This window comes from Salipiger sp., from assembly GCF_059781815.1.
In genome coordinates this window covers 1-4,327 of the sequence record NZ_JBYNAH010000141.1, presented here as the reverse complement: position 1 = coordinate 4,327, position 4,327 = coordinate 1, and the positions used below count along the sequence as shown (strand labels likewise).

Sequence of the window (4,327 nt, the reverse complement as noted above, 5' to 3'; positions counted from 1 at the left end):
CTGCACCCTGCTGGGATCGCGCGGGACGCTGCAACTTGTCGGGCTAGCCTCGGCCTTGGTGCGGCGGCAGCGGGCGAAGGTGGCCTATAACGAGCTGGAGCGGTTGATCGCGACCGAGACGGCCGAAGAGCGTCAGGGCGCACCAGCGCCTGCCGTCCCGCTCGGGGTCGAGCTTGAACTCGATGGATATGTGGCGTCGATCGCTCCGGGAGAGATCGTGGCGGTGCAAGCGGGCGGTACGGTGGCGAACGGGCGCGCGCTCAACCATATGGTCGACAGCCTCTGGAAGGAGCGCGCGTCGGTCTCCTTGCGCCTCGGCGGTCGGGCCGTGCGGTTTGCCGAGGTCGACCGCAGCGTGCGGTTCCTCGCCGCACGGCCGGACCTCATCGACGGGAGCCTGCTCGACAACATCACCCGCTTCGACCCGGCGCTTACCGAGGAGGCGATGGAGCTGTCGCGGATGATTGGCCTCGACGCCGGCGTGGCGCGGCTCCCGCACGGCTACCAGACGCTCTGCGGCCCGAGCCAGACCACGGTAACTCCTGGCATGGCGACACGGGCGGCAATCATCCAGGTGCTTGTGGGTGGGCCCGGACTGGTGCTGCTGCAGCGGCCGGCCATCGGGCTGGACATCGGCGGGGTGCAGGCCCTTGCAGAGACACTTTCGGCGCAGGCGGGCAGCAAGACGATCATCATGGCCACCGAGCGGCCGGAGCTTCTTGCGATTGCGGGGCAGACGCTGACCTTCTCCACGCCTGAGCAGATCGCAGCGGAGGAGGTGGTCGCATGAGCCCACATGACCAGTCTCTGCCAGCCACCGAGGCCACCGAGACACGAGACGCCGTGACCGCCACTGCACCGGATGCAAGGCTGCTTGCGCGCACGATGACCGGTCTCGGTGCACGCAGAACCGAGGCCGTGATCGCCGAGGTCATCCCCGGCGGCGACCGACTCCCGCTACACGATTTGGCCGAGGCGGCTCGACTGGCCGGGCTCTACGCCGATCTGCGCCATTCATCGCCCGCGGACTGGTCGGCCGGCATCGACGGTGTGTTGATTGCCGATGTCGATGGCAGGCGCTACGCGGTGGTACGCCGGGACGGGGTGGGGCGGGTGCTCTCCGATGACGGCGAGGAAGACGTCGCGATCGGGGCACGGGTCGCGGCGGCGCATCCGGTGCTTCATCTGCGGGCGCTACCCGAAGAGGAAAGCGGTCGCGCGATGTACACGGCGCTTCGCAGCCGGGCGCGGCGCAACATGAGGGTGCTGTTCTTCCTCTCGCTGATGATCAATGCCGCCGCTCTGACGGTGCCCTTCTTCTCGATGGCGGTCTACGGGCAGGTCCTCGGGGCCGGAGCCGTCTCGAGCCTGCCCACGTTGATGTCCGGTGCTGCCATCGTGCTTCTGACGATGATGATCCTGCGGCACATCCGCTCGCGCTACATGGCCGACGAGCATGCCCGCATTTCCGTATCCATAGACCGGATGCTGATGAGCCGCCTCCTGCGCAAGCCGCCGGGCACGACGCCACCGCAACTGCCCGAAGCGCTGCGGGCGCAGGCGCGGCAGGCGTCGGCCTCCGCCGACCTGTTCTCGCCGGCCAATGCCATGGCGATCTACGATGGCCCCTTTGTCGTGCTGACACTGATCGCGCTGGTGTTCGTTGGCGGTGCGTTGGCGCTGGTGCCGATGATCGTGCTGGGTCTTTTCGTGGTGACCGCGCATCTGGCGAGCGGGTCGTCGCACCCGGCGGATGTCGAGGTCACTCGCGCCGGCTCCGACCGGCGCAAGGCATTGGCCACACTGAAGGATCAGGCGACCAGCATTCGCCGTCGCGGGCTGCAGGATGTCTGGATCGCGCGCTTCGACCAGCTTTCGCGGCTCGCAGCTCAGGATGCGCTCCGGGTCCGCCGCCGCAGCGGCGGCATGCAGGCCATCGGCTCCGCCGTCGGCACCGCGGCCGCGCTTTCGACGCTGGTGGTCGGGCTCGTCCTTGCGCTCGAGGGGCGGATCGCGCCCGGCGTCCTGATCGGGACGATGCTTCTGACGTGGCGCCTCACCGGTCCGGCGCAGGCGTTCTACATCGGCCTGCCGCGGATGCGCGCGCTGCAGGCGTCGTGGAAACGGCTGGAGCTGCTCTTCTTGCAGCCCACGGTCGCGAATGAGAACGTTGCCGCCCTGACGACACCGCGCGAGGCTCCGGGCGTCGAGGCCGCCGGGCTGTTCCTGCGCTACGACAAGGCGCCTTTTGCAGCGCTGTCAGGGATCTCGTTCAAGGTCGAGCCGGGGCAGGTCGTGGCGGTCATCGGGCCGAACGGTGCGGGCAAGTCGACGCTGATGCAGGTGCTCGCGGGACGGCTCAGACCCCAGTCCGGCAACCTGTTCCTGGGTGGTCGGCTGATGTCGCAATACGATCCCGACGACCTGTCGCTCGCCATTGCCGCGACCGGGCTCTACCGCACGGATCTGGCGGAGGGCCCCGACGATATTAGCGAGGCCGAGCGCGAGCTCGAGGAGTGGCGCGCCTTCAGCGCCCGGCCGGCGCCGCTCTATGTGCTCGACAATCCGCTGGCCATTGGCGGCAGCGAGGCGCAGGACGAGATTGTGAGCTTCCTGCGCGCCACGCGCGGCAAGGCCACGGTGTTTTTTGCCACCCACGACACCGAGCTCGTTCCGGAGGCCGATCTGGCGATCGTCCTCGACAAGGGTGGGCTGGTGTATTTCGGGCCGGTTCAGGCCCCGGAACAGACCGAGGGACAAGCAATGGCGACTGTCACGACGGGAGACGCGACATGAAACGCAAGAAACTCGATTTCGTGCTGCACGATGGCCCCTCGGTGAAACTCGCCCGCCTCGCGGCGCTGGTCATCGTCATCGCCATCGCGGTGATCGTTGTCTGGAGCATCTTTGCCAATGTCGACGAGGTGGCCAAGGCGCATGGCGCGATCGAGCCGGTCGACCAGATCCGTCCGGTGGAGAGCCGGCAGGGCGGTCGTGTCGCGCTCGTTGCGGTCGAGCTTGGCGAATACGTCGAAGAGGGGGAGCTTCTGGTCTCGCTGTCGCGCTCCGAGGTTGTGTCGCGGCGCGACGAACTGCGGGCTCAGATCGCCGGGCTCGAGATCGAGACAGAAATGCTCGACGCCCAGGTCTCGCAACGGCCGGCAGATTTCTCCCGCTGGGAAGGCGAGTTCCCGACCCTCGTGGCGCGCGAAGAGGCCTCGCTCGAAGCGGCACTCGCGCTGCTCGAGGTCCAGCGCCTTGAAATCAAGGCCCGGATCGCGCAGCGCAACTCCGACATCGCCGCCGTGGGAGATCAGCTTCCGTTGATTGCCGAAGAGCTCGCGATGCTGCAACGCTCGAGCGCAGTGACCGAGGATCTGCGCGCGCGCAACCTCGCGACGCAGCAGCAGGCCGACGAGCAGATGCAGCGATTGGATGGCCTCAGGCTCCGACAGCAGGAACTGCGCGGCGAACGCGAACGGGCCACGCAGAATATCGAGGAACTCGAGGCTACGCTCCGCCGCATTGATCTCGATGCGGTGGCCGAGGCGCGTGCCCGGATTGCCGAGGCGCAGGCGCAGCTGCGCGGGCTGAAGGCGCGCGAGGCCGCGCTCGAGCAGGAGGTCGTCGAGGTCGACATCCGCGCGCCGGTCTCGGGCTTCGTCCAAAGCCTTCCCGACGAGACCACCGGTGACGTAATCGACCCGGGCGGCGTCGTGGCCACCATCGTGCCAGGCAGTGGCGAGCTGCGCTTCTCGGGGCGGCTGGCGCCGCGCGACATCGGCTTTGTGCGGCAGGGGCAGCCGGTTCGGTTGAAGATAGACAGCTACGACTTCAGCCGTTACGGCGCGCTCGAGGGGACGGTGGCAGAAATCTCGCCGACCTCGACCGTCGATCAGAACGGCGAGAGCTTCTACGAGGTGCTCGTCGGAATCGAGCAGACCTTCTTTCGTGATGCCGATGACGGGCTCGACCTGATGCCGGGGATGACCGGCGAGGCCGATATCGTCACCGGGGCCAAGACGGTGTTCCAGTATGTCTGGAAGCCGGTCTACACCAATCTTGACCTTGCTCTGAGCGAACGCTGACGAGGACATCATGGCTGGATCCGATCCCGAGACACCGATTGGCGCAACAAAGGGCATGAGCGAGGAGCGGCAGGTCCGCGAAGAGATTTTCGGCTGGTACTATCAGACATCGGACGGGCTGGTTCCGGTGCCCGAAGAGGCAGGACATGGCGCCTCGGAGGGCGATACGGGCGAGGAACGGGCTCCGGTGCGCTGTTTTGTTCTGCCCCATGCGGCCCTCGGCTCGGTTGTGGCGCAGG

At 67.4% G+C, this 4,327-nt stretch carries 4 protein-coding genes; all 4 read left to right on the top strand.

Translation table 11 applies throughout. The features are described from left to right. Positions 1 to 790, top strand: a 790-nt coding sequence (locus tag AC6RA4_RS16040; RefSeq protein ID WP_500162017.1) for a hypothetical protein, incomplete at its 5' end; no start/stop codon positions are given. Beyond that, positions 787 to 2,796 carry an ATP-binding cassette domain-containing protein gene (locus AC6RA4_RS16035; protein ID WP_500162015.1) on the top strand — a complete coding sequence of 670 codons (2,010 nt, stop codon included), beginning with the start codon at positions 787 to 789 and terminating at the stop codon, positions 2,794 to 2,796. The genes AC6RA4_RS16040 and AC6RA4_RS16035, both read left to right, overlap by 4 nt. Further along, positions 2,793 to 4,088 carry an HlyD family type I secretion periplasmic adaptor subunit gene (locus tag AC6RA4_RS16030; RefSeq protein WP_500162013.1) on the top strand — a complete coding sequence of 432 codons (1,296 nt, stop codon included), beginning with the start codon at positions 2,793 to 2,795 and terminating at the stop codon, positions 4,086 to 4,088. The genes AC6RA4_RS16035 and AC6RA4_RS16030 overlap by 4 nt, the downstream gene beginning before the upstream one ends. A gap of 10 nt (positions 4,089 to 4,098) precedes the next feature. After that, positions 4,099 to 4,327, top strand: a 229-nt coding sequence (locus AC6RA4_RS16025) for a hypothetical protein (RefSeq protein WP_500162011.1), incomplete at its 3' end; no start/stop codon positions are given.

Excerpts from the sequence above, each read along its gene's own strand:
- AC6RA4_RS16035 (WP_500162015.1), top strand. The coding sequence starts at position 787 with ATGAGCCCACATGACCAGTCTCTGCCAGCCACCGAGGCCACCGAGACA.
- AC6RA4_RS16030 (WP_500162013.1), top strand. The coding sequence starts at position 2,793 with ATGAAACGCAAGAAACTCGATTTCGTGCTGCACGATGGCCCCTCGGTG.